This is a genomic window from Glaesserella parasuis (genome assembly GCF_002015085.1).
GTDB lineage: Bacteria > Pseudomonadota > Gammaproteobacteria > Enterobacterales > Pasteurellaceae > Glaesserella > Glaesserella parasuis.
In genome coordinates, this window is record NZ_MUXW01000015.1 from 37,923 (window position 1) to 64,262 (window position 26,340).

The window sequence follows — 26,340 nt, forward strand, 5'->3', positions numbered from 1 at the left end:
AATAACATATTTTTATGCTATCTTAGCATAAAGTTTATTTTAACGGAAGAGTTTTATGGTAACTAATTATATAATTAGTCTTATATCAGCTGATATAAGACGCTCACATATTAATAAAGAGTTTTCGTCTAAGAATATTAAATTTGAATTTTTTGATGCATTTCAACCACTAGGAAAAGAGAATATAATAGAAAATATATTGCCACAATTAAATAAGAACACTGTTCTCACAGTTGGAGAGAAAGGTTGTCTGATAAGCCATTTATTACTATGGCAAAAGTGTATTGATGAAGATATGCCTTACATTAGTATTTTTGAAGATGATGTTATCTTAAGTGAAGATGCGGAATATTTTCTAAATGACTATTCTTGGATTTCAGGTTCTATGATTAAACAAGATAATTTTATAGTACGTTTTGAAACATTTTTGATGCCTGTAATCAGTGAAAAAGCTCAAAATATCGCTCCTATTAATGGTAGAAATATATGTATTCTTAAATCTAAACATTATGGTACGGCAGGATATATTATTTCTAAAAATGCAATTAATTATTTATTAAGATTAATTAAATTCTTGGAAGCAGAAGATATTAAGCCTATAGATCAAATAATTTTTAATCAATTGTTATCAGATCAGAACTTATTTATATATCAATTATCTCCTGCTATTTGTATTCAAGAACTACAATTGAATAAAGAAGAAAGCTCATTATATAGTCAAATTGAAGAAGATAGAGCAAAACGTTTTATAACTAAGCCTAAAGAAAAAATGAGTATATTAGGTAAGATTCTAAAAGAATTAGATAGATATAAAAATAGAGATAAACGCAAAAAACAGAGAATAGAAGAGATAGAGCTAGAAAATCAGAAAAGTATTATTCCTTTTGAATAACATTAAACCTCAAGTCTTTTACTATAAGGCTTGAGGTATTCTTTTTTTGTGTGTTTTTGATTAGTATATCCCAAATTTTATTCGATCTTTAAAATCATTTTTTAATTTCTTGAAAATTTGGCGATAATCATTCTGAGCTACCTTATTTAACCAATGTTGTGGTTTATTATTAATTGAATTAAATAGCTTAATAAATAATTGAGACTTAGTATGATTGCATTTACTATGCCAAGGCTTATCTTCACCACAATAATGGAAAATAGAGATTGGGAAATTTGGTCTTTCTTGATCACTCAATTGCTGTTTTTTTAATATTCGATATCTAAGGTAAGGTTGGAAATTATATTTGGTGTTAATTATCTTAACCTTATTTTTAAAAATAATATTCAAAATATCCTGATCTTGAAATTCAATATATGGATATTCTTTTATACATACTATGGCTTTAGTATATAAATCAAAATTTTTTAACTTATTAAGATCTATTAATAATACTCCAGCGTTAAAGTAACTATTAGATTCATCAAAGCCTATTTTTGCTTTATAATTATCCAAACCATATTCAACAAATGAATCAAAACAAGCCGCAATATGATATTTATCTAGATTTATATTCCATAAATCAATAATGCTACCTGCTATTAATAAGTCTATATCTAGATAAATAACTTTATCTACATTCTTTACATAATCAGCTATTTTTAATCTTGCATATGTCGTTTTAGAGATATGTGAAATTGTTTGGGGAAATTCACTGAAATCATCTTCATTTATAGGAATAAACTCTATAGAGCCTCTATGATTATCTACTATGTTTATAATACATTCTTTACTTTCACTAGATATACCTAAATCCAATACATAAAAATTCATCATAATTTTATGATGGTTTAGAATGCTTAATATATTTACTGCAAGATAGGGGGAATATTTTTCATCGCAACAAAAAACAATATTCATCTATAACTCCTATTATATATTACTTATATATTTATATGGTCTAAGCATTTTTTTTATTATCTTAATTTTTTGTTTAAAAGTAAAACATTTGGCATTACTAGTAAAAATGGTTCTGCATATGGTGTATGAATCTACTTTTGCAGACATAAAGCAATCGAATAATATTTTTTTAAGATTTTCTATATCTTTATAAGTTAGTCTATTCCAAACATCTTTTTCCAGCAAGAGCTTATTAAGTACACTAAATTTGATATTATCAAAATCTATTATATTAACGAAGCCTAGATTTTCCATATAGTAGGTAATAATCTCTCGTCTAATTTTTTTTGCAGTATTTATTTGTGAGGCATTATGATTTGATGATGTTTGTTCTGAATGTAATCTATAATAAACTAGAGCTTCAGGATAATTTGCCATCTTTCCTAACTTACTTACTTCAAACCAGAATTTATAATCTTCAGCATGTATATAATTAAGATCATATATTAAACCATATTTTTTATGTATTAAACTTTTCATAATCATTGTATTATTATGAATAGGATTATAGAATAACATATCATTCTTAATATGAGCATCTGTTAGTGCATTTTTCCAAATATCTCCTGTTTTATAGTATTTACCCAGCTTTCCATTGACAGATATGATTTCTAGATAGCAACCCATTGCAATAATTGTAGGATCTTCCAACATTTTCTCTAAAATGTTTTTAATCCAATCAGGTTTGGCTACATCATCAGAATCTATTTTAGCAATATATTCTCCTTTTATATGTTGTATCCCTTTATTTAATGAAGATATATATCCAATGTTCATTTCATTATTTATGATACTAATTCTATTATCTTGATTAGCTAACTTTTCTATGATATGTTTTGTATTATCTGTAGAACCATCATTTACAATAACTATTTCTAAATTAGTATATGTTTGATTTATTACAGAGTTTATACACTGTTCAATATATTTTTCCGTATTATAAGCACAAATTAAAACTGAGACTAAAGGGAGATGCATAAGATCCTCTAAATATAAATTTCATTTTTGAGAAGCTACACTATCTATCGTAGGCACTTCTCTCATTTGAGATTGGATTATATTATTAAATTTCAAGGGGATGGTAAATCCCGTTTTCAATGATTTATTAATTTTTTCAATTATAAAAATCTCTCATATTTAAATTCATAAAATTAGTAAAGTTTTTACAAAAAATCATTTACCATGATCCCATTATTTTACTTGTAATCTTATCCTTATATTTTATAGATGAAAAAATCTTATATTTTGATTATTACAGCTCATTCTCTTCTTACAATAACCCTAAACACATTCCCAATCCGCTCATCAATAAACTCAACATTAGGATACTCTTTTAATACTCTTAATATACCACTTCCTAGCCCTCTATAAGGAAGTGCTCTAGGAGCGAAAGAGGCGAGAATCGGGTTTCGTATATTGGAGTTACCTAGTTTTATATTTTCAATTGTAAGATTATTCGGCAAATGCCCAGGGCTAATAATCTCAATACGATCATTAAATATTAAAATTCGGATTGGAGCAGAAATAAAATAATCTCGATGAATGATCGCATTAGCAATCAGTTCTTCAAACACAATTCTTGGTATTTCAGGTTCTCCAAGAGAGTTAAAACTTTGTCCATTTTGTTTGTGCTGAATATTGGTTAAGATAAAACTTATGGCTTGGCGGAACTGTTCCGTGATATTACCTCGAATGTCTTTACTATCAATATAGTGTTGTTCCGTAATATCATTTCCTAGAAATGAAACAGCTTTTATGATAAATGTTGGTAAATATCTACTTGGATCTTTAGTAAATAATAACGCTCCGCAAATATTAAATTCACCCTTTTTCATTACATTCATATTTTCAAGTAATTGAGCTTTAGAAAAATGTTGGCTAGTTACGGGTTCACCATAAAACTTCTCAAAAAAGTGATCAAAATAAACTTCATCAAGATCTTGAATAGATGACCCAGTAACAGGTAATTCATCTGCGTGTACAAGGGAAGCTTCACGAAACATTCTTAATAATTCTTCTCGAGCTGTTATTTTACGTTTATCGGCTCCACTTTTTGTCCAAAAATAGCCCTGAGAATCCATATACGGCTTGCTAATTCCCTCGGAAATATGGACAACGATAACAATTCCATCTGGAAAGGTAATATTTTCAGTAAGTGGAGAAATTGATGGACGGACATTTTGAGATGCGACATTAGCAATAAGTTGATTAAGTCTAAATACATCATCATTAGTTAGACCACTTAATGTACCATTATCATTTACGCCAATAAGTAAGATTCCTCCTAGCGAGTTTGCAAAAGCAACCATCTCAGCGGCTAAAGCATCAGGGTGAGTAACATTAGCTTTAAACTGTAATTTGCTATCTTCCCCTTTTTGTATCAAAGCAAGTAATTCAGTATCTAACATAATCTTAGCGTAATTTTCAAACATAAAAAAACTACATTATTGTGGAGCTTTTTTCGAAAAATTTCAAATCATTTTGTGCTTGAAACGTTCAGGGTTACCATCGGTATCAATAATACAATGAATGAGTTAGATATAACTAGAAAATAGTCTATCCAATTCCATCTCTGAATTATCAGACACCAATATTTTTGGAGAGCTATATTGGATAACTCCTTCTTTTCTATCGGTATAGTTATAGAAAAATCTAATCATTTCATCATTATCTTTGAGATCAAAAGATTGATGGGTAATGTAATCCAATTCATTATTCAAAACATCTCGGATAATATTGAAATTTTTTTGTTTATTAAAAAAGTGATTTACTCTTTCATTGTTGGCTTCTACTAAACGATATTTTAATTCTTTTTTATCTGGATTACAGATTAAGATACCAACATTAGCAAATTCTTCTGTTTCAATATAAGGGCGGTAGCGGATAAAACTATATAGTAATCCTTCATTCATTTAAATTCCTCCCAAAATTCATCATTTTCTATTCTTTTTAATATTTGTGTTATATGTTTTAAATAATCTTCAAATGGTTTGGTATATCCGATTTGAGTTTGCCCAAGTATTGATATAATTTGAAGATCTTGCTTTTGATTCATTATTGTATTGCTTTCCTAATTATCATATCATTGTCAGAGTAGCATTTTACTGGATACATTCTTTAGGCATAAAAAAACCTCCACTATTGTGGAGGTTTTCCCGAAAAATTTCAAATTATTTTGTGCTTGGAATGCTGAAGCGTTTGTTGAAGCGTTCAACACGACCACCAGTATCAACAACACGTTGTTTACCAGTGTAGAACGGGTGGCAGTTGCCACATACGTCTAAGTTTAAATCTTTACCCGCTGTTGAGCGAGTTTTGATCACGTTACCGCAAGAACAAGTTGCAGTAATTTCTACATAATTTGGGTGAATACCTTGTTTCATTATAGAAAACCTCTAACGAAGCCATATCGCCACTAGAGCATACTACTCAGCTGTCTAGTACCATATGTATGAATAAAAAAACTAGGCAGAAGCCTAGCACCAAAAAGAGTGAGCATTCTACTCGAAATTTTTGAAAATGACAATATTGAATCAAGATTGTAGATGATACCTGTACTTTTTTGACTATTTTTAGGTAAGTGTTTTTGCTTATCAAGAAAATTTTCATTAAAATCTCGCCGCTTATTTACTTTATTTGAAAAGATTATGATTGATTTTCGTCCTTTTTATCAACAAATTGCCCCCTCGCCGTTATCTGCTTGGTTGGAAACACTTCCTTTACAGCTCAAACAATGGGAAAAACAGACGCACGGCGATTATGCCAAATGGGCAAAAATGCTAGACCATTTGCCTAGTTTGCCTTGTGAAATTAATTTGGCAGATAAGGTTGAAGCCCGTTTGGTTGAGCCGTTGTCTGCAGGTGAAATGCAACGCTTGGTACATCACCTAAAACAGCTTATGCCGTGGCGAAAAGGTCCTTACCATCTGTATGGTGTACATATTGATTGTGAATGGCGTTCCGATTTTAAATGGGATAGGGTTTTGCCCCATTTATCACCGTTAAAAGACCGCTTGATTTTAGATGTGGGCTGCGGCAGTGGCTACCATATGTGGCGAATGGTGGGCGAAGGGGCAAAAATGGTGGTGGGGATCGACCCGACGGAACTCTTTTTGTGCCAATTTGAAGCGGTGCGAAAATTGTTAAATAACGACCGCAGAGCCAATTTAATTCCGTTAGGCATTGAGCAAATGCAACCCTTGCAAGCCTTTGATACGGTATTTTCGATGGGGGTGTTGTATCACCGTAAATCGCCGCTAGACCATCTTGCCCAACTGAAAAATCAGTTAGTCAAAGGGGGAGAGCTGGTGTTAGAAACTTTGGTTATCGACGGTGATATTAATGATGTGCTGGTGCCAGCAGACCGTTATGCCAAAATGAAAAATGTGTATTTTATCCCGTCTGTACCAGCGTTGATTAATTGGCTTGAAAAAGTTGGCTTTAAAAATGTTCGTTGTGTTGATGAAGCCGTCACCACATTAGAAGAACAGCGTAAAACAGATTGGTTAGAAAATGAATCGTTGGTTGATTTCCTCGACCCTCAAGATCATTCCAAAACGATAGAAGGGTATCCTGCACCGAAAAGGGCAGTGATTATTGCGACGAATTAAAATATCATAATCTCTCTAGCATCCAAAGTTTTCCCCATTCTTCAGAACGGGGATTTCTACTAGAATCCAGTAAATCTAATGCGCATCTTTTATAACCCAGCTTTCAAACTCGCTTCAATAAACTTGTCTAAATCACCATCTAACACAGCTTGTGTGTTACGGTTTTCAACGCCTGTACGCAAATCTTTGATACGCGAATCATCTAGCACATAAGAACGGATTTGACTGCCCCAACCAATATCAGACTTACTCTCTTCCATCGCTTGTTTTTCTGCATTTTTCTTCATCATTTCCATTTCGTAGAGCTTCGCTTTGAGCTGTTTCATCGCCTGATCTTTGTTTTGATGTTGCGAACGTCCGTTTTGACACTGCACCACAATACCTGATGGCATATGGGTAATACGCACTGCAGACTCCGTTTTATTAACGTGCTGACCGCCTGCACCAGAAGCACGATACACGTCAATACGTAGATCGGCAGGGTTGATTTCAATGTCAAAATCATCATCAACTTCAGGATAGACAAAGGCTGCTGCAAAAGAGGTGTGACGGCGGTTATTGGAGTCAAACGGACTTTTACGCACTAAACGGTGGATCCCTGTTTCCGTACGAAGCCAACCGAAAGCATATTCGCCTGACACACGAATTGTCGCCGATTTTAATCCTGCCACATCGCCATCGGATACTTCGATCAACTCGGTTTTAAAGCCTTTGCTTTCCGCCCAACGTAAATACATACGCAGTAACATTTCCGTCCAGTCTTGCGCTTCCGTGCCGCCTGAACCAGCTTGTAAATCCACATAGCAATCGGCCGCATCGTGCTGACCGCTAAACATACGACGAAACTCCAACAGGGCTAATTTTTCTTCTAACTGGTTAGCTTCTTGTTGAGCTTCGTTAAAAGTTTCTTCATCTTCCGCTTCAACGGCAAGCTCAATCAAGCCTTCGACATCTTCAATGCCTTGCTCAAGTGTTTTAATCGTATTCACAATAGTTTCAAGAGCAACACGTTCTTTGCCTAACGCCTGAGCTTTTTCAGCATTATTCCAGACATCAGGCTGCTCTAATTCGGCATTGACTTCTTCTAAGCGTTCGACTTTCAGATCGAAGTCAAAGATACCCCCGAAGTGTACGGGTTCGTTCGGCTAAATCATCTAATTGGGTTCTAATCGGATTGAGTTCAAACATAGTTATTCCTTGTAGTTTTAAAAGCGGAGCATTATAGCGAAATCTAGGAGGATGACAAACTAGGGGATTTATCCTTGTATAAGAATCATGTATTTACCTTTACCCTTTAAACCCTAGATATAAAACACAAATGTTGTAAGCTAGCGGCCAATGTCTATTAGCCGATCAATAACCTTTGACTTTCAACACATTGTGCGGTATTATTGAGAGATAAATTAAGGAGTTTTATATGCAAACACTTACTCAACAACTATTAAATGATGTCCTTAATATTGCCGTTCAAGCAGGAGAACATCTCAAACGCTTTTATCAGCGTTCTGTGGAAATTCAGATTAAAGCAGATAAAACCCCTGTGACTGAAGCTGATCTTTTTATTAGCCAGTTTGTGATTGAACAATTACAGAAATTGACCCCAAATGTGCCGATCTTGTCAGAAGAGAACTGTAAAATTCCACTTTCGGAGCGTTCGCAATGGCAAGAATATTGGATCGTCGATCCACTTGATGGAACACAGCAATTTATTGATAGAACAGATCAATTTTCAGTTGTGATTGGGTTGGTTCAGCAAAATCGCCCTGTTCTGGGTGTCATTCATTCGCCGATCTTAGACAAAACCTACTATGCAATGCGTGCAAGCGGTGCTTTTGTTAGAGAAAATGGCGAGATCCGTCGTCTTAATTCGAATAGCCAAAATGACGATAAATCACACCGCTTGCAAGTGACTATTGGTACGTCAAGTAGCGACAAAATTCGCCAAGCTGTGCTTCCCCCTTATCAAGTAGATTTTCTTCAATTCGGTTCAAGTAGCTTAAAAGCTGGGTTGGTTGCTGAAGGTAAGGCGGATTGCTATGTGCGTTTAGGGGATACTGGAGAATGGGATACGGCTGTTGCTGAAGTGTTACTCGCAGAAACAGGCGGTCAGGTCTTCGATCTTCACTTCCAACCGTTAAGCTATAATCAACGTGAAACCTTTGTAAACCCTTATTTTATAATGGTGGCAAATAAACAACGTGATTGGCAACAGATTTTTTCTTTTAATTGATTTTATTTATTGTTATATTTTGTTATGAAATCTAACAATTTTTTTACATTTTCTAGGATTGCAAATGAAAGCAGACAATAATTGTATTGTGATTTTTGGTGCGTCTGGGGATCTCACCTACCGCAAGTTAATTCCAGCCCTTTATAATCTTTATAAAATCGGCAGACTTTCTGAACATTTTTCTGTATTAGGGGTCGCTCGTTCCCCTTTGACCGATGAAACTTTTCGTCAAAAAATGCACGACACCTTAGTCAAACTTGAAAATGCAAGCGGTGATGTGTTAGAAAAATTTTGCGAATACCTTTATTATCAATCGGTAAATACGTCTGATGCAGTGGATTATGCAAAATTATTGCCACGTTTAGATGAACTGCACGACAAATATGGCACAGGCGGTAATACGCTATATTATCTTTCTACGCCACCCAGTTTATACGGCGTTATCCCTGAATGCCTTTCAGCACACGGTTTAACAACAGAAGAATTTGGCTGGAAACGGATCATTGTTGAGAAGCCTTTCGGCTACGATATTGAAACGGCAAAAGCCCTTGATATTCAAATTCACAAGTATTTTGAAGAGCATCAGATCTACCGTATCGACCATTATTTAGGCAAAGAAACCGTTCAAAATTTGCTCGTTTTGCGTTTTTCTAATGGTCTATTTGAACCGCTCTGGAACCGTAATTTTATCGATTATGTTGAAATCACAGGGGCAGAATCTATTGGTGTAGAAGATCGTGGCGGTTATTATGATGGCTCAGGGGCAATGCGTGATATGTTCCAAAACCATTTATTGCAAGTGTTAGCAATGGTCGCAATGGAGCCACCTGCGATTATTAATGCCGATTCAATGCGTGATGAAGTAGCGAAAGTACTACATTGTCTGCATCCACTTTCAAATGATGATATTAAAAATAACCTTGTTTTAGGACAATATACCGCAAGCACCATTAACGGCGAAGAAGTTAAAGGCTATCTACAAGAAAAAGGTGTGCCTGAAGACTCTAACACTGAAACCTATATGGCAGTACGTTGCCAAATTGACAACTGGCGTTGGGCTGGTGTGCTATTCTATGTACGAACAGGAAAACGTCTACCAGCTCGTGTTACAGAAGTGGTTATTCACTTTAAAACCACCCCTCACCCAGTCTTTAGTCAAAATGCCCCTGATAATAAATTGATTATTCGTATCCAACCCGACGAAGGCATTTCAATGCGTTTCGGCTTGAAAAAACCTGGTGCTGGCTTTGAAGCGAAAGAAGTATCAATGGATTTCCGCTATGCCGATCTTGCGTCACCAAGCCTATTAACGGCTTATGAACGTCTATTATTAGATGCAATGAAAGGCGATGCAACCCTATTCGCTCGTACCGATGCAGTACACGCCTGCTGGAGATTTGTTCAACCGATTTTGGACTATAAAGCGGAACGTGGGCGTATTTATGAATACGAAGCAGGTACTTGGGGGCCTTCTGAAGCCGATAAATTGATCGCCAAACACGGCGAAGTATGGCGTAAACCAAGCGGTTTGATGAAGAAAAAAGTGTAATCGTAGGGACACACTGCGTGTGTCCATATACATTATTGATAACGGATACCTGTGTCCCACAAGGGTTTTATGAACTACATCACATTCCCGACAGCACAAAGTGCGGTGGAAAAAATCGCACAAGAATTTGTGTTATATAGCCAATTAAACCGCCCCGTACATATTTCCCTATCAGGCGGAAGCACGCCAAAACTGCTGTTTAAAACCCTTGCCCAAGAGCCGTATAAAAGCCAAATTCAATGGCAAAATCTCCATTTTTGGTGGGGCGATGACCGTATGGTTCCGCCTCAAGATCCTGAAAGCAATTATGGTGAAGTGCAAAAATTACTGTTCGATCATATCCAGATCCCCGCAGAAAATATTCACCGCATTCGTGGTGAAGAGCCTGTGGAGCAAGAACTGGTAAGATTTTCACAAGAATTGACCGCTTGTGTACCTAATGGCGAGTTTGATTGGATTATTTTAGGTATGGGAGCAGACGGACATACCGCCTCCCTATTCCCACATCAAACAAATTTCAATGATCCAAATTTAGCGGTTATTGCCAAACACCCTGAAACAGGGCAAATTCGTATTTCCAAAACTGCCAAATTGATTGAACAGGCAAAACGAGTGACTTATTTGGTCACAGGGGCAAGCAAAGCAGAAATTCTCAAAGAAATCCAAACAACACCAGCGGAAAACCTGCCTTACCCAGCAGCAAAAATTAAAGCCAAAAATGGCGTAACGGAGTGGTATTTGGATAGCGATGTGGCGAAGTTGTTGTAAAAATATATCTTAATTTTTAAGCGATTACCGGAGCTAAATATGGATTTAATCAACAGCAGTTATCTTTTAGAAATTAAACAAATTCTCGCCAATGCACGCCAAAAGGCTTATACCGCTGTCAATTCAGCAATGGTTGAAGCCTATTGGAAAATTGGCGAACGTATTGTGTTGGAAGAACAAAATGGAGCTGATCGGGCGGCTTATGGGAAAGAGATTATAAAAAATCTTTCTGTTGAATTAACGAATGAGTTTGGCAAAGGTTTTAGTAAACGTAGCCTGTGGGAAATGCGACAATTCTATGTTTTATTTCCTGATTTTCCAAAAGTGCGAACGGTGTTCGCACAATTATCGTGGTCTCATTTTCAGCGTTCATTAAAGGTATCAAACGACAAAGCTCGTCTTTATTATCTAAAAGAGGCCGCTGAAAATAATTGGTCGGTAAGAACTCTTGATCGTAACATTTCTACGCTTTATTACGACCGCTTGTTGGCAAGCCAAGACCAGAGTATCGTCAAAGCGGAGATGCTGGAAAAATCCGTGCCATTACAAGCCAGCGATTTGATTAAATCGCCCACCGTATTGGAATTTTTGAATTTACCGACTAACTTGGCATACACCGAAGCAGAGCTAGAAAAAGCGTTGATTGATAATCTGCAACAATTTATGTTGGAACTGGGCAAAGGCTTTGCTTTTGTGGCTCGCCAACAGTGTATTCGCACCGAAACGTCCGATTTCTTTATTGATTTAGTCTTTTACAATTACATTTTAAAATGCTTTGTAATCGTTGAGTTGAAAACAGAAAAGCTCACTCATCAAGATATTGGGCAGCTGGATATGTATGTGCGAATGTACGATGATTTGCAAAAACGCCCTGATGATAATCCCACTATCGGCTTGTTACTTTGCACCGAAACCGATAGCGTGGTGGCGAAATATTCGGTATTGAACGACAGCTCGCAGCTTTTTGCCAGCAAATATATGGCGTATTTGCCAAGCGAAGAAGAGTTGGTACGAGAAATTGAAAATCAGAAGATGATTTTTGAGCAAAATCATAGTGAGCAATAATGGCAGAAATATTGGCAAGCTAAATAGATTTTTCAGAGTCTCTAAGGTCACAAATTGTGACCTTAAAATTTAAATTTGCGATCTGTGTCGAAAAAACATAAAAAAGTATTAGAACTTGGTTGGAAAATGGCTCATCCTAATTTCTATTTGAAATCACGAGTTGTGACCTCAAAATGCTGAAGGAAAAAAGATGAACCAATTAGTACAAATTAATCCTAAATTGGAAACACAAATTTTTACGGTAAGAAATGTCCAAGTAATGATTGATAGCCATTTGGCAAGCCTTTATCAAGTAGAAACGAGAACATTTAACCAAGCAGTTAAACGAAATTTGGAGCGCTTTCCAGAGGAATTTCGTTTTCAATTGACGGAAAGTGAGTGGCAATCTCTAAGATCACAATTTGTGATCTTAGAGAAAGAAGAAAATAAAAATGCAAAGGGTAAACATAGAAAATATTTACCCTATGTATTTACCGAACAAGGTATTGCAATGCTTTCAACCGTATTGCGTAGTGAAGTTGCAATTCAAGTCAGCATTAAAATTATGCAGGCTTTTGTGCAAATGCGGCATACATTGCTAAATAACGCGGGTGTTATTCAGCGACTAGAAAATGTAGAACGCAAACAGATTGAAATGTCTGGGCAATTGGAGCAGGTATTCTTAGCTCTAGAAGGAAATAAACCTCGCTCTCAAGGTATCTTTTTTGATGGCGAAACCTTTGATGCCTATACTTTTGTAGCAGATTTAGTAAGAAAAGCAGAATTTTCTATTATTTTGATTGATAATTATCTTGATGATTCTGTTTTAACATTATTTAGTAAACGTAAATTAGGTGTTAATGTCACACTTTATACAAAAACAATCAGCAGACAGTTATCACTTGATTTAGAACGCTATAATAGTCAATATGAACCAATAACGATAAAACCGTTTAGTCAATCACACGATAGATTTTTAATTTTAGATCGCTCCGAACTCTACCATATCGGTGCCTCATTAAAGGATTTAGGCAAAAAATGGTTTGCCTTTTCTAAAATGGACTTATCAACCAGTAAAATTTTAGAACAGTTAGAAGAACAATAAGCAAGCGGTCAGAACTGCAAAAAATTTTGCAAAACGCACCACTTGTAAGATAGAGAGAAAACAATGTCAATACTGGCGTATATTTTAACCACCCTTGTCGCCCTTGAGCATTTCTACATTATGTATTTAGAAATGTTTGCCTTAAACAGCCCGAAGGCGAGAAAAATTTTTAATTTAGACGAACAAACGGCAACCGATCCAAAAATTCTGTTGTTGTTTGCTAATCAAGGGTTGTATAACGGATTTTTAGCTGCTGGGATTATTTTTTCCCTTTGTATTCAACAAAGTGCGGTCACTTATTTCTTTTTAAGTTGTGTGATTATCGCTGCGGTTTATGGGGCGATAAGTGCGAAGAATAAGGGGATTTTGATTAAACAAGGAATGCCGGCGGTGTTGGCGTTGGTGGTGAATAATATGTAGGAGAACATAAAATGAGTGAACATTTATTTATTTTATATGGTGCAGCTAATACAGGTAAAACAACGAGTTTTAATGAATTATTTGAGAAAATATGCCATAACTTTTTAGCCAACTTGATCTACTTTGAACGAAATGAAAATCTCATTGATTTTATAGCCGTTTTCCAAAATAGTGATATTACAGTCGGCTTATATTCTGCTGGTGATGGAGAAATACAAATTCGCCATAATTTATATCAACTTAATAATCATAATTGTGATTATATTTTAGGGACATCAAGAACTAGAGGAAAAGGTGTTGGAGTACTCAATAAATATGCTGAGTTATTTCATGATACCAATGAGAGTATTAAATGGTATAAAAAAGAAGATGCAACAGATGAAGATAATTCTAATATTGTTAAACAACTATTTAAAGAATTTCAAAAATTATTGAAATAGTTTTTTTGTAGGGTGCGTATAAACGCACCAAAAATTCAAAACGGTGCGTTGACACGCACCCTACACAACAGGAGCAAAAAAATGTCAGTAAAAGGCGATATCGGCGTTATCGGTTTAGCGGTAATGGGTCAGAACCTTATTTTAAATATGAACGACAACGGCTTTAAAGTCGTGGCGTATAATCGTACTACTTCAAAAGTGGACGAGTTTTTAGAAGGTGCGGCGAAAGGTACAAATATTATCGGGGCGTATTCCTTAGAAGATTTAGCCGCTAAATTAGAAAAACCACGCAAAGTGATGTTAATGGTGCGTGCAGGTGAGGTTGTCGATCAATTTATCGAGGCATTATTACCGTACTTAGAAGCAGGCGACATCATCATTGATGGCGGTAACTCAAACTACCCAGACACAAACCGCCGTGTGAAAGCCTTAGCGGAAAAAGGCATTCGCTTTATCGGTTCGGGCGTGTCGGGCGGTGAAGAAGGCGCACGTCACGGCCCTTCGATTATGCCGGGCGGTAACGAAGAAGCGTGGCAATATGTAAAACCGATTTTCCAAGCAATTTCAGCGAAGACCGACAAAGGCGAGCCTTGCTGTGATTGGGTGGGCAAAGAAGGTGCTGGTCACTTCGTGAAAATGGTACACAACGGTATCGAGTACGGCGATATGCAGCTAATCTGCGAAGCCTACCAGTTCTTAAAAGATGGTTTAGGTTTAAGCTATGATGAAATGCAAGCGATCTTTGCTGAATGGAAAAAAACGGAACTTGATAGCTATTTAATCGACATCACGACCGATATTTTAGGCTACAAAGACACAGACGGCACGCCGTTAGTGGAAAAAATCCTTGATACCGCAGGTCAAAAAGGCACAGGTAAATGGACGGGGATCAACGCATTAGATTTCGGTATTCCATTAACTTTAATCACCGAGTCAGTGTTTGCTCGTTGCGTATCTTCATTCAAAGATCAACGTGTCGCTGCATCTAAACTGTTCAACAAAACCATCGGCAAAGTTGAAGGCGACAAACAAGTTTGGATCGAAGCGGTGCGTAAAGCGTTATTGGCATCAAAAATCATCTCTTACGCACAAGGCTTTATGCTTATTCGTGAAGCCTCTGAAAACTTCGGTTGGGACATCAACTACGGTGCAACAGCGTTATTATGGCGTGAAGGTTGTATCATTCGCAGCCGTTTCTTAGGCAACATTCGTGATGCGTATGAGGCAAACCCAGACTTAGTATTCTTAGGCTCAGATGCGTACTTCAAAGGCATTTTAGAAAACGCCTTAAGCGACTGGCGTAAAGTGGTAGCGAAGTCTATCGAAGTGGGTATCCCGATGCCTTGTATGGCAAGCGCGATTACCTTTTTAGACGGTTATACTTCTGAGCGAGTGCCTGCAAACTTACTTCAAGCACAACGTGACTACTTCGGCGCACACACTTATGAGCGTACCGATAAACCACGCGGCGAGTTCTTCCACACCAACTGGACGGGACGTGGTGGAAATACGGCATCGACGACTTATGATGTATAAATAAAATAGGTGTAATAGACAAATTTGTTGCTAAAAAGTGGCTTAAAGCCTTATGATACAAGGCTTTAAGCCCTCTTTTTGAAATATGAACAAAAAACTGCCCATTTTGCCAAAGTTTGAAAATAAAGAAACATGGTATACAAAATAATACTCAGCGTTATTTTTGTAATGAATGTCATAAATGTCATAAAACGTTTATCTTAAAAAACTAAATTAGATCCAATTAAGATTTGGAGTGATTACACATCCGGAAAACAAACCTATAAACAACTTGCCGAAAATATCATTGTTCAATTAGAACAATTCAAAGATATCTCGAAAAAGCCCCTAAAACAGTATTAAATCCACCCCAATCACGTGATTTAAATATTATTGCGGATACCACCTTCTTTGGTCGTGAATTTGGTATTCTACTCCTGATGGATTCGCTTTCTAAAAAGGTGGTTCACCATCGTGTTATTAAAACAGAAAAAGATGTTTATTACAGAATAGCATTTAATTCACTTCGTATGAAAGGCTATAACATTCAATCAATTACCTGCGACGGCAGGCGAGGTTTATTGAAAGATTTATTGAATACACCGACGCAAATGTGCCATTTTCATATGGTAGCCATTGTGATGAGAGCATTACGAAAAAAACATCAATCTATAGCTGGAAAAGAATTAAAAACAATAGCATTAACGCTTAAACAGAGTTCTAAAAAAGACGTCTATTTACGATTACATCATTGGTATTTAAAACATAAAGCGTTTTTAGAAGAACGGTCAGATAAACCGAATGAAAAGGGCTATTATCCTTATAAACATCGGAATGTAAGAAGTGCTTATCATAGTTTTAAACGTTATATGGATTATTTATTTACCTATGAAAAGCATGGCGATTTAAATATCGAAAAAACGACAAATAGACTTGAAAAAGGCTTTAAGCCACTTTTTAGCAACAAATTTGTCTATTACACCTATATCTGTTACCACGTATAGATAGTCTAAATAAAAAGCCAACCATAGATATATGGTTGGCTTTTTATATGCTTCTTAAATTAGTTGGCGGAATGGACGGGACTCGAACCCGCGACCCCCTGCGTGACAGGCAGGTATTCTAACCAGCTGAACTACCACTCCGCAGCGAACGAGGCGTATATTAATGATTTCGCTCTCTACCGTCAAACACTTTTTTGAAAAAATTTATTGATTGTCTTTTTACTATACAAAACGCTCTCTTTTTAATTCACAGTCGTGTTTTCTGTCGCCAGTTCTCTCGTCCAAAGGCAATTTCCTTTTGATTTTTTATTTATCAACTCAAGATATTTAAGATGTTCTGCTAATTCTTCTTCGTCAGGGGCTAATACAATCAAGTTAGAGGTATCGATATTTAACGGCTGGTAAACTTGCTCTACTGAAGATGTTTTTGCTTGCTCGTGTTCATCTTCACCAATAAGGGCAATTTGACCGCCTGTCATTATCAGGAACACATCAGCCAAGATCTCCGCATCCAGTAATGCACCGTGCAGGACACGTTTACTGTTATCAATCCCCAAGCGGTCACATAACGCATCTAAATTGTTACGTTTCCCTGGATACATCTTACGAGCAAGTTGCAAGCTATCCGTGACGGTACACATCTGTGCCACTTTTTCAGGGGGATTTGGCAAGAAGGAAAACTCGTGGTCAATAAATCCTACGTCGAAGGGGGCATTATGGATAATCAGCTCTGCCCCTTTGATAAATTCAATAAACTCATCGGCAATTTCAGCAAATGCAGGCTTATCCGCCAACATTTCGTTGGTAATACCGTGAACTTGTATTGCCTCTGCCTCGACTTCTCTTGGCGGTTTGATATAAACGTGAAAAGTCCGCCCAGTTAAACGGCGGTTAATTACTTCGACAGCACCAATTTCAATGATGTTATGCCCAATGTGTGGAGCACCATTGAAATTCATTCCCGTAGTTTCAGTATCGAGTACAACTTGGCGTAATATTTGTTGTTTGCTCATTGTATTTTCCTAAGTTACAAGCGGTAGGATTTGCAAAATGTTTTACATATCTTACCGCTTGTGCTTCAAATTAACTATCCGTTTTTAATTCATCAATCGCTTTTTGGTCGAAGAAATATTGCGCACCACAACATTCACACTGCATATCAATTACCCCCTGTTTTTCGGATAACATCTCTGCAATGTCTTCTTCAGGCAGTAACAAAATTGCCGCTCCTGAACGCTCTCTTGAACAACCACATTTAAATTCTGTGGACTGCGGTTGATAAACTTCCACTGTTTCTTCGTGGAATAAACGATAGAGTAGTTCTTCTGCCGTTAAACCAAATAGCTCTTCATCTTTGATCGTCGAAGTTAATGTCGCCAAATGCTCAAAGTCGTCTGGTGAACCAGTGCCATCTGGCACGATCTGTAGTAATGTTCCACCAGCAACGGCTTTGCCTTGATATTCACCAACACGGATCACAAGCTGTGTGGCGAGCTGTTCTGAACGAGCAAAATAGTCTTCTAAACACTCACTAACAGTAGGTTTATCTAAGGCTATAACCCCTTGATAACGTTCACCTTTTTCTGGAATAATCGAAATAACGAGAACACCATTTCCAACCATTTCAGCAAGTGTTGCGTTATCCGCAATATCACCTTCAACACGAGCTAAAGCGCGAAATTGTTGTTGATGATTGCCGTTTACCACCGCTAATTTTAACGCTCCGTCACCTTGAATTTGAACGGTAATTGTCCCTTCAAATTTGAGTGTTGCCGTTAATAAACTGGTTGCTACCAACATTTCACCTAGTAGATTTTGCACTGCTGTTGGATAGTGGTGGGTATTTAAGGTTTCCGTAAAGGTGTCATTTAAGCGAACCCATTCTCCACGCACCGCACGGTTTTGAAATAAAAAACGATAAAGTTTATCGTTATCTTGTGTGTAAGTTGTCATTAACAATCCTTCATAAAATACAAGCGGTGAGAAAAATCACCGCCATTACAAAACATATATGGGGACGATTTAAGTAATTACAAATCGTTCTCTTGATATTTAAATTTAATCAAATCCCGCCGCTCTTTTTTATTTGGGCGACGATCTGGGTGTGGCATTGATAACGCATTTGCTTTACGGGCAAAGGCGATTTTTTCTCGTTCTTGAATACTTTTTTCCGTTTCTTGATAAAGCAGTTGTGCTTCAGGTACACCACGTCGTTGATCGCTCAACGCAGTGACAACAACTTCTTTTTCATCGTTGCCTTGGCGTAATTTAATTGTTGCCCCGACTTCGACAATTTTACTGGTTTTATCCCGTTGCCCATTGTAATAGACTTTACCACCTTCAATGATCGCCTTTGCAATTGAACGAGTTTTGTAAAAGCGTGCTGCCCATAGCCACTTATCCAAGCGAACTTCATTGATATTATCAGCCATTTTTTCCCCTTTTTTTCAACTATTTTACCCTTTTTCACACAAACAAGCGGTAATAAGGCAGAAAAAATTTGCAAAATTTTCCTTTTCGCTGTATTCTTCGCCACCACAATTCATACAAACAAATCTGAATTAACCTGTTTTAATCCAATCTTTAAATAACACAATTATTATTTCTATGCATCTTACAGAGTTAAAAAATACACCCGTATCGGAACTTGTCCGTATCGGTGAAGAACAAATGGGGCTAGAAAACTTAGCTCGCTTACGCAAACAAGATATTATCTTTGCCATTTTGAAACAACACGCAAAAAGTGGTGAAGACATTTTCGGTCAAGGCGTGTTAGAAATCTTACCTGATGGTTTTGGTTTCCTCCGTTCTGCCGATAGTTCTTACCTTGCAGGTCCTGATGATATCTACGTTTCCCCAAGTCAAATCCGCCGTTTCAATCTTCAAACTGGCGACAAAATCGAAGGTAAAATCCGCCCACCGAAAGAAGGCGAACGTTACTTTGCATTGCTCAAAGTAGATTTAGTTAATGATGACAAACCTGAAGTTTCTCGTAGCAAAATTCTCTTTGAAAACTTAACGCCACTTCACGCTAACTCACGTTTGCGTATGGAGCGTGGTAATGGTTCAAAAGAAGATTTAACTGCGCGTATCTTAGATTTGGCTTCACCAATCGGTAAAGGTCAGCGTGGTCTGATCGTTGCACCACCAAAAGCAGGTAAAACCGTTTTACTTCAAAACATTGCTCAAAGCATTACGCACAACTATCCTGAGTGTGAATTAATCGTTTTGTTAATTGATGAACGTCCAGAAGAAGTAACTGAAATGCAACGTTCGGTCAAAGGCGAAGTGATCGCTTCAACCTTTGATGAACCTGCAACTCGCCACGTTCAAGTTGCTGAAATGGTAATTGAAAAAGCAAAACGTTTAGTCGAACATAAAAAAGATGTCGTTATTTTATTAGACTCTATCACACGTTTAGCCCGTGCTTACAACACAGTAACCCCAGCGTCTGGTAAAATTCTTTCTGGTGGTGTCGATGCTAACGCCTTACACCGCCCAAAACGTTTCTTTGGTGCGGCTCGTAACGTAGAAGAAGGCGGTAGCTTAACCATTATTGCAACGGCACTTGTGGATACAGGTTCAAAAATGGACGAAGTTATCTTTGAAGAGTTCAAAGGAACAGGTAATATGGAATTACACCTTTCTCGCAAAATTGCAGAACGCCGTGTATTCCCAGCGATTGACTTTAACCGTTCGGGCACGCGTAAAGAAGATCTACTCACAAGCCCAGATGAATTACAAAAAATGTGGATTTTACGCAAAATCCTTAACCCAATGGGCGAAGTGGAAGCAATGGAATTCCTCATTGATAAATTGATGGTCGCAAAAACCAACGATGAGTTTTTTGAGATTATGAAAAGATCTTAACCATAGAAATAAAAACGGTACTTAAAGTGCCGTTTTTATTATAGCTAGTTTGCCACAGTAGCGACATCCGCAAACATGGTATAAGAAATAATATTCAACGTTATTTTTGTAATGAATGTCATAAAACGTTTATCTTAAAAACTAAATTAGATCCAATTAAGATTTGGACTGATTACGCATCCGGAAAACAAACCTATAAACAACTTGCCGAAAAAATATCATTGTTCAATTAGAACAATTCAAAGATATCTCGAAAAAGCCCCTAAAACAGCATTAAATCCACCACTGTCACGTGATTTAAATATTATTGCAGATGTGTAATCAGTCCAAATATCTATTGGATTTAATTTCTTTGTGAAAGAAAAAGTTTTATGACGGGACGAACAAAAGTATCTCTGAATATTATTTTTCTTTCCATACTTTTAGATATTGTTCTTAAGGCAAAAAGGACAGGTTTTTATTCATATTTCAAAAAGAAGGCTTAAAGTCTTGTACTATAAGGCTTTAAGCCACTTTTTAGCAACAAATTTGTCTATTACGCCTGTAATAGGCATAGTGACCATTTTGTCTACTATGCCTTAAAAAGTTGCTTACATAAAATAGTCACTAATATTTACAAAAATAGACACAAAACAACAATCTTTCAGTATATTGTTAAATTTTAAACCGATTATTTAATACCATACTTCTCGCGATATTCTCTCATTTTTGGCAAATATTCAGTATATTGCTCTGATCTTTCTAAGAAGCTAACAAGATCATCAAAATCAATAATAGAGAAAACCTGACAATCGTAATCACGTTCTACTTCTTGGATCGCCGAAAGTTCGCCTTTGCCTTTTTCTTTACGGTTTAACGCGATCATCACGCCCGCTAAGGTTGCATTATTGGCTTGAATGATTTCCATTGATTCACGAATTGCTGTGCCTGCAGTAATTACATCGTCCACCAATAAAATTTTGCCTTTTAATGGACTACCAATAAGATTTCCGCCTTCGCCGTGATCTTTAACTTCTTTACGGTTAAAGCAACAAGGCTTATCTACATCAAATTGATTTGCTAACGCCACTGCTACAGTAGTTGCAATCGGAATGCCTTTGTAAGCAGGTCCGAATAGTACATCATAGTCAATTTGGCTGGCTTGGATTGCTTTAGCGTAATATTCGCCTAATTTGGCGAGATCTCTGCCTGTATTAAACAATCCTGCATTAAAGAAGTAAGGGCTTTGTCTGCCTGATTTTAGGGTAAATTCGCCGAATTTCAGTACATTTCGGCTTAAGGCAAATTCGATAAAGTCGTGTTTGTATTGTTGCATTGTTAGTTTCCTGATACTTATTTGATATATCTACTCAGGCGTAATCCACTCTACCGTCCAACTGCCTGTTCCTTCTGGCACAAGCACATCAGTTAAATAGGGTAAAATCTTTTTCATTTGACTTTCTAACTGCCACGGTGGATTAATTACAATCATACCGCTTGCAGTCATACCTCGTTGGTCTGAGTCAGGGCGAACGGCTAATTCAATCTGTAAAATTTTGCGGATCCCCGTTTCAACTAGGCCTCTTACGATACGTTTGGTATGTTGGCGAAGCACCACAGGATACCAAATCGCATAAACGCCTGTGGCAAAGCGTTTGTAGCCTTCTTCAATGGCTTTTACCACCAGCTCATAATCTTCTTTTAATTCATAAGGCGGATCGATCAGCACCAAACCACGCTTTTCTTTTGGCGGAAGGGCAGATTTTAACTGCTGAAAACCGTTTTCCCGTTTTGTCACCACATTAGGCGTTTTGGCAAATTCATTGCGAAGTAGTGGGAAGTCGTTAGGGTGTAACTCTGTGAGTAACGCTCTATCTTGTGAGCGTAATTGTTGCACGGCAAGTAACGGCGAACCTGCGTAAAAACGTAGCTTATCTTTGTTAATTTTTTTGATTTCATTTAGGTACAAGGCAACTTCTTCGGGGAGATCGGTTCTCTCCCAAAGGCGAGCTATACCTTCAATATATTCCCCTGTTTTTTCCGCTTCGCTACTTTGCAAGCTATAACGCCCCACACCCGAATGGGTATCAAGGTAGAAAAAGCCTTTTTCTTTCTGTTTTAAGGCGTGCAAAATGAGGGTTAAAACGATATGTTTAAGGACATCGGCGTGGTTGCCTGCGTGAAAACTGTGACGATAACTCAGCATTTTTATTCTCTTTCTTGTAAAATGGCACTATTTTAGCTTATTTAGTCGTTTTAAACTATGCAGAAAACGTTAAAGATTGAAAATGGTTGGCTGTTAAATACCAAACAAGTACCTTCACCGCACTTTAATCCAAGACCCTATCAAGACGATATTTCTCTTTTGGTCATTCATTATATTAGCTTGCCTCCTGATGAATTTGGCGGTGATTTTATTGACCGTTTTTTTGAAGGCAAGTTAGACCCAACCCTTCACCCCTATTTTGAAGAGATTAAAGATTTACGGGTTTCCGCTCACTGTTTAATTAATCGAGAAGGGCAAATTACTCAATATGTCAATTTTAACGATATGGCTTGGCACGCTGGCGTTTCTTGCTTTGAAGGGCGTGAAAAATGCAATGAGTTTTCTATCGGGATTGAGCTAGAAGGCAGTAATAACCAGCCTTTTACCGAAGCGCAATATCAAACCTTAGCTAGCCTTACGCAAGTGATTATGCAAGCCTATCCGCAAATTACGCCTGAGCGTATCGCAGGTCACAATCAAATTGCCCCAGAACGAAAAATCGACCCTGGGCAGTATTTTGAGTGGGGATATTACGACTTACTACTTAGGTATATTCTTAAGTAAACCCAATAAAAAACGCCAATAAAATCGGCACAACCAAATTGATAATAAAGCCGAAACTGATTGCAAGAGGCACAATCTGAATACCTCCTGATTTTTGAATAATCGGCAATGTGGCATCAAGTGCGGTAGCTCCGCCAAGTCCTACGGCTGTTGAGGGAAAGTGACGCATAAAAAACGGTATCGCAAATAAGCAGAAGATTTCTCTTGAGAGATCGTTGAAAAAGGCAATGCTACCGTCCATTGCCCCCCAAGCATCATTGACTAATACGCTTGAAAGGGAATACCAACCAAAACTAGAAGCAAAGGCAAGAGCTTTAATTATCGGTAAATCAAGCAGATAAGCACAAAGAATACCGCCAATCAGACCGCTTGCGATAAAAACGACGGAAGTCAAAATGCCACGAGTATTTAAAAATACATCACGCAGTGGAATGCCGCTGTTTCTAAGTTGAACCCCGACACAGAAAATCATTACCACTAGGACATAGGTGCTTGAATGTAAAGGGAAATCAACCACATTTTTAGTTGAAAAGCCTAAAATTACCCCGACAAAAACCGTTGTACAGAGTTGTGCCGACTCAAGCAAAACCTTCCAACGAGATGGCAATTCTTCAAGGCTATGAGCCTCACGTTTGATCGGGTAACACTTATCAAAAATGAGTAAACAGACAATGTTGCAAAGGTGTAGAATTGCACTTAAACCAAATGCCGTTGCTCCAATTTGTGGTAGTTTGGTCGTTAATTCATCTAATTGCCCAAGCGAAATCCCCATAATCAATAAAATCAGGTATAAGCAGTAAAGCGTAATGCGATTGACCCAATTGAGTATCTGTTGATTTGTCGTTTGGAAAAGATACCCTAAGAACAGTGGGACAAAGGCGATCATTAGTCCGTATAGCATAATTTCTCCTTTTGCCAATAAAGCAAGGAATGTAATAGATAATTTAACGAAGATAAACTGTTTTTATTTACAGTATTTTGTTGTATCATTAAGAATACATAAGCGGTCAGATTTCTCTCACAGTTTACAAATATAGGCGAGCAATGAATTACAACAAAAAAATTATTCATATTGATATGGATTGCTTTTATGCTTCTATTGAAATTCGCAATAATCCAAGTTTAAAAGGAAAGCCTGTTGCAGTAGGAGGAAAAGCTAATCAACGTGGGGTGCTGACAACCTGTAATTATGAAGCGCGTAAATTCGGCTTGCATAGTGCGATGTCCACTTCTCAAGCGTTAAAACGTTGCCCGAATTTAATTTTATTGCCTGTCAATATGTCGCTTTACAAGGCGGTATCAGAGCAAATTCATTACATTTTTCGCCGTTATACCGACATCATTGAGCCGATCTCTTTAGATGAAGCCTACCTCGATGTGACCGCTTGTAAGCAACATTCAGGCTCTGCAACTTGGATAGCCCAAGCCATTCGTCAGGATATTTGGCAAGAGCTACAACTTACTTCATCAGCAGGTATTGCACCGCTGAAATTTCTAGCAAAAATCGCTTCTGATCAAAATAAGCCCAACGGACAATTTGTTATTTGCCCCGAAGAGGTTGCGGATTTTGTGAAAACCTTGCCGTTAAAGAAAATTTCAGGGGTGGGCAAAGTGACCCAAGAAAAGCTGGCACAACTTGGATTTATCACCTGTAGCGATATTCAACAAGCAGATCAGGCTTTGATTTATCAACAGTTTGGTAAGTTTGGGCAACGCTTATGGGATTTCTGTCACGGCATCGATCCAAGAGAAGTCGAGCCTCACCGCCCTCGAAAATCGCTTGCAGTGGAAAATACCTTACTTTCTGATCTTGATACACTCACTGAGGCGGAAGAAGTGGTGAAATCGCACTATCAAACCTTACTCTTTCGGCTTCAACGCAACTGGGGCGATAAGCCACTGAGCGATTTAAAAAAGATCGGAATTAAACTGAAATTTGATGATTTCACCCAAACTACACTAGAGCGAACTACAGACGGTATCGCAGCACACCATTTTTTACAGCTATTACAACAGATTTGGCAACGACGAAAGGGGCGAAAAATTCGTTTGATCGGATTGAATGTGGATTTTCCTGAAGAAAAAATTACGAAGCAATTAAATTTATGGGAATAATTTTTGTCTAATCCTTGATTTTTGTTAAATAATCATTATGTTAAGCATTCGGTAATCGCTTATTACCGAATAACAACAATTTATTAACTTTGGAGAATTATCTATATGATGCGTATCGCACTTTTCCTTGCGACAAACTTTGCAGTAATGATTGTGCTAGGGATTATTTTAAGTGTTACTGGCATTGCTGGAAACAGTACGGGTGGAATTTTAATTATGTCTGTGCTTTTTGGTTTTGCTGGTTCTTTAATCTCATTATTTATGTCAAAAACAATGGCATTAAAATCAGTGGGAGCAGAAATTATCACTGAACCACGCAACAATGCAGAGCGTTGGTTGGTTGAAACAGTGAAACGCCAATCGCAACAAGCGGGTATTCCAATGCCAGATGTTGCAATTTACCACTCAGCTGATGTAAATGCATTTGCAACAGGGGCAACCAAAAGTAACTCGCTAGTTGCAGTGAGTACAGGTTTGTTAAACACAATGACAGAAGACGAAGCAGAAGCAGTTGTGGCACACGAAGTAGCACATATTGCTAATGGCGATATGGTCACAATGACTTTATTGCAAGGGGTATTAAATACCTTTGTTATCTTCCTCTCTCGTATGATTGCAACGGCAGTATCCAGTAGCCGTAATGACGATGGCGAAGAAACACAAAGTAGCGGCACTTACTTCTTAGTATCAATGGTTCTGGAAATTCTTTTCGGCGTATTAGCAACCATCATTGCAATGTGGTTCTCTCGTTACCGTGAGTTCCGTGCAGACGCAGGATCTGCTCAATTAGTGGGTAAAGAGAAAATGATTGCGGCGTTGCAACGTTTACAACGTGTTCACGCACCAGAAGAATTACCTGGTTCATTAAATGCGATGATGATCAACGGTAAAGCAAAAGAGTTCTTTATGAGCCACCCACCGTTAGAAAAACGTATTGAAGCGTTGAGAAATTTATAGTGAATAATATTGG

General features: G+C 37.3%; 29 protein-coding genes, 1 tRNA gene and 1 pseudogene. 17 read left to right on the plus strand and 14 right to left on the minus strand.

Going from position 1 to position 26,340, the window contains the following annotated elements:
- The first annotated feature begins 55 nt into the window (after positions 1–55).
- A complete protein-coding gene (locus B0183_RS05390) occupies positions 56–892 on the plus strand; it encodes a glycosyltransferase family 25 protein (RefSeq protein WP_021115131.1) in 837 nt (278 codons plus the stop codon).
- A 60-nt stretch (positions 893–952) separates the two neighbouring features.
- Here B0183_RS05390 and B0183_RS05395 read toward each other — a convergent pair whose 3' ends face one another.
- From B0183_RS05395 to rpmE, 6 genes are all read right to left on the minus strand, one after another.
- Positions 953–1,852: a glycosyltransferase family 8 protein gene (locus tag B0183_RS05395; RefSeq protein WP_021109787.1), complete on the minus strand. Its 900-nt coding sequence runs from the start codon at positions 1,850–1,852 to the stop codon at positions 953–955.
- A 12-nt stretch (positions 1,853–1,864) separates the two neighbouring features.
- The gene (locus B0183_RS05400) at positions 1,865–2,869 is read right to left on the minus strand and encodes a glycosyltransferase family 2 protein (RefSeq protein WP_021109788.1); all 1,005 of its coding nucleotides are present in this window, start codon (positions 2,867–2,869) and stop codon (positions 1,865–1,867) included.
- A gap of 281 nt (positions 2,870–3,150) precedes the next feature.
- Entirely contained in the window at positions 3,151–4,323 is a 1,173-nt protein-coding gene (locus B0183_RS05405) for an RNA-binding domain-containing protein (protein ID WP_202114199.1), read from the minus strand.
- A gap of 102 nt (positions 4,324–4,425) precedes the next feature.
- Complete coding sequence (locus B0183_RS05410) at positions 4,426–4,803, minus strand: DUF3037 domain-containing protein (protein ID WP_005711680.1); 378 nt, start codon at positions 4,801–4,803, stop codon at positions 4,426–4,428.
- Positions 4,800–4,946 carry a hypothetical protein gene (locus B0183_RS12305; RefSeq protein ID WP_005711682.1) on the minus strand — a complete coding sequence of 49 codons (147 nt, stop codon included), beginning with the start codon at positions 4,944–4,946 and terminating at the stop codon, positions 4,800–4,802. The genes B0183_RS05410 and B0183_RS12305 overlap by 4 nt, the downstream gene beginning before the upstream one ends.
- Before the next feature lie 115 nt (positions 4,947–5,061).
- Positions 5,062–5,274 (minus strand): 50S ribosomal protein L31, encoded by a 213-nt coding sequence (gene rpmE, locus B0183_RS05415; protein ID WP_005711684.1) that lies wholly within the window; start codon positions 5,272–5,274, stop codon positions 5,062–5,064.
- 264 nt (positions 5,275–5,538) lie between these two features.
- Here rpmE and cmoB point away from each other — a divergent pair, with 264 nt between their 5' ends.
- Positions 5,539–6,501: a tRNA 5-methoxyuridine(34)/uridine 5-oxyacetic acid(34) synthase CmoB gene (cmoB, locus tag B0183_RS05420; RefSeq protein ID WP_035493381.1), complete on the plus strand. Its 963-nt coding sequence runs from the start codon at positions 5,539–5,541 to the stop codon at positions 6,499–6,501.
- A gap of 89 nt (positions 6,502–6,590) precedes the next feature.
- On the opposite strand, the gene prfB is transcribed toward cmoB, so the two are convergent.
- Positions 6,591–7,689 (minus strand): peptide chain release factor 2 gene (prfB, locus tag B0183_RS05425; protein WP_096334835.1). Its coding sequence is split into 2 segments (ribosomal slippage): positions 6,591–7,613 and positions 7,615–7,689, totalling 1,098 coding nucleotides; the frame shifts between segments, so codons are not numbered across the junction.
- Positions 7,690–7,918: 229 nt separating this feature from the next.
- On the opposite strand from prfB, the gene cysQ reads away from it, so the two are divergent.
- From cysQ to B0183_RS05475, 10 genes and pseudogenes are all read left to right on the plus strand, one after another.
- Complete coding sequence (gene cysQ, locus B0183_RS05435; protein ID WP_021115137.1) at positions 7,919–8,731, plus strand: 3'(2'),5'-bisphosphate nucleotidase CysQ; 813 nt, start codon at positions 7,919–7,921, stop codon at positions 8,729–8,731.
- Between the two features lie 64 nt (positions 8,732–8,795).
- The gene (zwf, locus tag B0183_RS05440) at positions 8,796–10,280 is read left to right on the plus strand and encodes a glucose-6-phosphate dehydrogenase (RefSeq protein ID WP_078208468.1); all 1,485 of its coding nucleotides are present in this window, start codon (positions 8,796–8,798) and stop codon (positions 10,278–10,280) included.
- Between the two features lie 69 nt (positions 10,281–10,349).
- Positions 10,350–11,048: a 6-phosphogluconolactonase gene (gene pgl, locus B0183_RS05445; protein ID WP_062924354.1), complete on the plus strand. Its 699-nt coding sequence runs from the start codon at positions 10,350–10,352 to the stop codon at positions 11,046–11,048.
- A gap of 39 nt (positions 11,049–11,087) precedes the next feature.
- On the plus strand, positions 11,088–12,113 hold the full coding sequence (locus tag B0183_RS05450; protein ID WP_021113712.1) for a PDDEXK nuclease domain-containing protein: 1,026 nt from the start codon (positions 11,088–11,090) through the stop codon (positions 12,111–12,113).
- Between the two features lie 190 nt (positions 12,114–12,303).
- Entirely contained in the window at positions 12,304–13,197 is an 894-nt protein-coding gene (locus B0183_RS05455) for an ORF6N domain-containing protein (RefSeq protein WP_021113711.1), read from the plus strand.
- A gap of 63 nt (positions 13,198–13,260) precedes the next feature.
- Positions 13,261–13,617, plus strand: a complete 357-nt coding sequence (locus B0183_RS05460; protein ID WP_021112602.1) for a DUF1304 domain-containing protein — start codon at positions 13,261–13,263, stop codon at positions 13,615–13,617.
- An 11-nt stretch (positions 13,618–13,628) separates the two neighbouring features.
- Complete coding sequence (locus B0183_RS05465; protein ID WP_078208469.1) at positions 13,629–14,057, plus strand: hypothetical protein; 429 nt, start codon at positions 13,629–13,631, stop codon at positions 14,055–14,057.
- Positions 14,058–14,138: 81 nt separating this feature from the next.
- Entirely contained in the window at positions 14,139–15,593 is a 1,455-nt protein-coding gene (gene gnd / locus B0183_RS05470; protein ID WP_078208470.1) for a decarboxylating NADP(+)-dependent phosphogluconate dehydrogenase, read from the plus strand.
- A gap of 116 nt (positions 15,594–15,709) precedes the next feature.
- Positions 15,710–15,805 carry a hypothetical protein gene (locus B0183_RS13180; RefSeq protein ID WP_415579018.1) on the plus strand — a complete coding sequence of 32 codons (96 nt, stop codon included), beginning with the start codon at positions 15,710–15,712 and terminating at the stop codon, positions 15,803–15,805.
- A 75-nt stretch (positions 15,806–15,880) separates the two neighbouring features.
- Positions 15,881–16,576: pseudogene (locus B0183_RS05475) on the plus strand (IS256 family transposase, variant Zn-binding type); the annotation flags it as partial.
- Between the two features lie 64 nt (positions 16,577–16,640).
- On the opposite strand, the gene B0183_RS05480 reads toward B0183_RS05475, so the two are convergent.
- The 4 genes from B0183_RS05480 to hslR form a co-directional block, all read right to left on the minus strand.
- Positions 16,641–16,717, minus strand: a tRNA-Asp gene (locus B0183_RS05480).
- A 101-nt stretch (positions 16,718–16,818) separates the two neighbouring features.
- Positions 16,819–17,589: a DNA polymerase III subunit epsilon gene (gene dnaQ / locus B0183_RS05485; RefSeq protein WP_075592889.1), complete on the minus strand. Its 771-nt coding sequence runs from the start codon at positions 17,587–17,589 to the stop codon at positions 16,819–16,821.
- A 70-nt stretch (positions 17,590–17,659) separates the two neighbouring features.
- Positions 17,660–18,529 carry an Hsp33 family molecular chaperone HslO gene (hslO, locus tag B0183_RS05490; protein ID WP_078208472.1) on the minus strand — a complete coding sequence of 290 codons (870 nt, stop codon included), beginning with the start codon at positions 18,527–18,529 and terminating at the stop codon, positions 17,660–17,662.
- Between the two features lie 77 nt (positions 18,530–18,606).
- Positions 18,607–19,008, minus strand: coding sequence for a ribosome-associated heat shock protein Hsp15 (gene hslR, locus B0183_RS05495; protein ID WP_078208473.1), 402 nt, complete (start codon positions 19,006–19,008; stop codon positions 18,607–18,609).
- Between the two features lie 175 nt (positions 19,009–19,183).
- On the opposite strand from hslR, the gene rho reads away from it, so the two are divergent.
- The gene (gene rho, locus B0183_RS05500; protein WP_005714322.1) at positions 19,184–20,446 is read left to right on the plus strand and encodes a transcription termination factor Rho; all 1,263 of its coding nucleotides are present in this window, start codon (positions 19,184–19,186) and stop codon (positions 20,444–20,446) included.
- Positions 20,447–20,526: 80 nt separating this feature from the next.
- A complete protein-coding gene (locus B0183_RS13185; protein WP_420093578.1) occupies positions 20,527–20,679 on the plus strand; it encodes a hypothetical protein in 153 nt (50 codons plus the stop codon).
- Positions 20,680–21,116: 437 nt separating this feature from the next.
- Here the strand turns inward: B0183_RS13185 and pyrE are convergent, their stop codons facing one another.
- Both pyrE and B0183_RS05515 read right to left on the minus strand, forming a co-directional pair.
- Complete coding sequence (gene pyrE / locus B0183_RS05510; RefSeq protein WP_035519974.1) at positions 21,117–21,761, minus strand: orotate phosphoribosyltransferase; 645 nt, start codon at positions 21,759–21,761, stop codon at positions 21,117–21,119.
- 30 nt (positions 21,762–21,791) lie between these two features.
- Positions 21,792–22,631: a 23S rRNA (adenine(2030)-N(6))-methyltransferase RlmJ gene (locus tag B0183_RS05515; RefSeq protein ID WP_078208474.1), complete on the minus strand. Its 840-nt coding sequence runs from the start codon at positions 22,629–22,631 to the stop codon at positions 21,792–21,794.
- A gap of 57 nt (positions 22,632–22,688) precedes the next feature.
- On the opposite strand from B0183_RS05515, the gene ampD reads away from it, so the two are divergent.
- Complete coding sequence (gene ampD / locus B0183_RS05520) at positions 22,689–23,255, plus strand: 1,6-anhydro-N-acetylmuramyl-L-alanine amidase AmpD (RefSeq protein WP_078208475.1); 567 nt, start codon at positions 22,689–22,691, stop codon at positions 23,253–23,255.
- Here ampD and B0183_RS05525 read toward each other — a convergent pair.
- Positions 23,248–24,156 carry a LysO family transporter gene (locus B0183_RS05525; RefSeq protein ID WP_078208476.1) on the minus strand — a complete coding sequence of 303 codons (909 nt, stop codon included), beginning with the start codon at positions 24,154–24,156 and terminating at the stop codon, positions 23,248–23,250. The genes ampD and B0183_RS05525 overlap by 8 nt on opposite strands.
- A gap of 143 nt (positions 24,157–24,299) precedes the next feature.
- On the opposite strand from B0183_RS05525, the gene dinB reads away from it, so the two are divergent.
- Together dinB and htpX are read left to right on the plus strand one after the other, a co-directional pair.
- Complete coding sequence (gene dinB / locus B0183_RS05530; RefSeq protein ID WP_078208477.1) at positions 24,300–25,370, plus strand: DNA polymerase IV; 1,071 nt, start codon at positions 24,300–24,302, stop codon at positions 25,368–25,370.
- 105 nt (positions 25,371–25,475) lie between these two features.
- On the plus strand, positions 25,476–26,327 hold the full coding sequence (gene htpX / locus B0183_RS05535; RefSeq protein ID WP_010787063.1) for a protease HtpX: 852 nt from the start codon (positions 25,476–25,478) through the stop codon (positions 26,325–26,327).
- The last annotated feature ends 13 nt before the right edge of the window (positions 26,328–26,340 follow it).